A 1,637-nucleotide genomic window follows, 5' to 3' on the forward strand; every position below is an offset into this window, starting at 1 on the left:
CCGCCGTGCGGACACCTGGCGGTCGGGGCCGCCACCCCGGCCGGGCTCCGCCCGCTGCCCGTCCGGCCGGGGCGTCCTGTCGACGGCCTGTGCCGCAGGAGGCGGAGGTCCCGGTGCGGCGCGGGCCGCTCAGTAGGACTGGAGCTCGATCAAGTGGCCGTCCGGGTCGCGCAGATGGGCGCTGCGCAGGTCGGGGCCCCACTCGGGGCGGTCGGTCGCCGGCGCGGCCGGGGTGCCGCCGTGGCGCAGACAGAGATCGAGGGCGGCGTCCACGTCGTCCACCCGGAGGACCAGCATCGCGGCGTCCTGTGCGGGGGCGGCGGGGTGGGCGGGCAGTTCGGCGGTGCCGAGGGCGGTGGCCATCGCGGCGCGGTCGAAGAGCACCAGGAGGGCGTGGTCGGCGAGGTCCCAGTTGGCGTACGGGCCTTCGGGTGCGCCCTTGACCAGGGTGGCGCCGGTGAGCGGCGGAAGGACCGCGCGGTAGAAGCCGAAGCACTCGGCGAAGCGGGTGACGAGCAGTCGGGGGTACAGGGCGTCCACGGGCGAACTCCTGGCAAGGGGGGGCGGTGAGGGAGCGAGGCAATTGATGGGTCTGAACCCACTATAGGGAGAGGCCCTAGACTTCCGCCATGGCCTCCGAGAACCCGCACCCCGCCGCCGAGCTCCCCCCGACTCTGCTGGACCTCAGCACCTATCTGCTCTCCAGGGTCGGCAAGGCGGCGCGCGGCCGGCTGGCCGAGCGGCTGGCCGAACGCGGCCTGAGGCTCTGGGACATGGCGGTGCTGGCCGCGCTCGCCGACTTCGGCCCACAGGCCCAGCGGGACCTGGTGCGGCGGCTGGCCATCGACCCGAGTGACCTGGCCAAGGTTGCCGACCAGCTTGCCGCAGCCGGGTACGTCGAGCGCGCCAGGGACCAGGTCGACCGGCGGCGGGTCTCCGTCTCGGTCACCGACGCCGGACTCGCGCTGCTCGCCGAACTGGACGCGCAGGCGCGGGCGGTGCAGGACGAGGTGCTCGCGCCGCTGGACGCGGGGGAGCGGCAGGCGTTGCAGGGGCTGTTGCTGCGGGTGCACCACGGGATGGGGGAGTGGCGCGGCGGCCTGTGACCGGCCGGCCCGGTGGAGAGGCCGGTGGAGACCCGGCCGATGGGTCAGCCGGCGGGTTGCCCCGGGCGGCGGGCGCCGGCGAACTCGCCCGCCCAGCGCGGGACGTCGAGCACGTTCTCGACCCGGGCGACCAGGGTGCCCGTCCGCTCGGCGTGGATCATTGCGCCCTCGCCGACATGGATCCCGACGTGGTGCAGCGGCGCGTCGGGCCGGGAGAAGAACAGCAGGTCGCCCGGGGTGAGCGCGTCGCGCTCCACCGGAGCGCTGAGGTGGAACTGTGCGACGGTGTAGTGCCCGAGCTCGACGGCGCCCTGGCTGGCCCGGTACCAGCAGTAGAGCGACAGGCCGCTGCAGTCGAAGCCGACCGTCTTCTCGCCCAGGCACACTCCGTCCAGCCAGCCGTTCTGCTCGTCGCAGAAGCCGAGGCTCGCGCCAAGCCGGTCGCCGCCGCCCCAGGCGTACGGCACGCCGAGCTGGCCCGCGGCCACGGCGGCGACCCGGCCGCCCAGCGCCTCGGCCGACAGCGGCGGG

3 protein-coding genes are annotated in these 1,637 nt (G+C 75.3%); 1 reads left to right on the forward strand and 2 read right to left on the reverse strand.

Annotated features, from left to right (window positions below; translation table 11 throughout):
- Positions 1-129: 129 nt before the first annotated feature.
- Positions 130-540 (reverse strand): VOC family protein, encoded by a 411-nt coding sequence (locus KS423_RS45125; RefSeq protein ID WP_224285464.1) that lies wholly within the window; start codon positions 538-540, stop codon positions 130-132.
- A gap of 89 nt (positions 541-629) precedes the next feature.
- Between KS423_RS45125 and KS423_RS45130 the strand changes: the two genes are divergently transcribed.
- Positions 630-1,106: a MarR family winged helix-turn-helix transcriptional regulator gene (locus KS423_RS45130; protein ID WP_224285465.1), complete on the forward strand. Its 477-nt coding sequence runs from the start codon at positions 630-632 to the stop codon at positions 1,104-1,106.
- A 44-nt stretch (positions 1,107-1,150) separates the two neighbouring features.
- Here the strand turns inward: KS423_RS45130 and KS423_RS45135 are convergent.
- The coding region (locus KS423_RS45135) for a C40 family peptidase (RefSeq protein WP_224285466.1) at positions 1,151-1,637 on the reverse strand (487 nt) is incomplete at its 5' end.

The sequence above is a fragment of the Streptomyces sp. LS1784 genome (genome assembly GCF_020103755.1).
Classification (GTDB): domain Bacteria; phylum Actinomycetota; class Actinomycetes; order Streptomycetales; family Streptomycetaceae; genus Kitasatospora.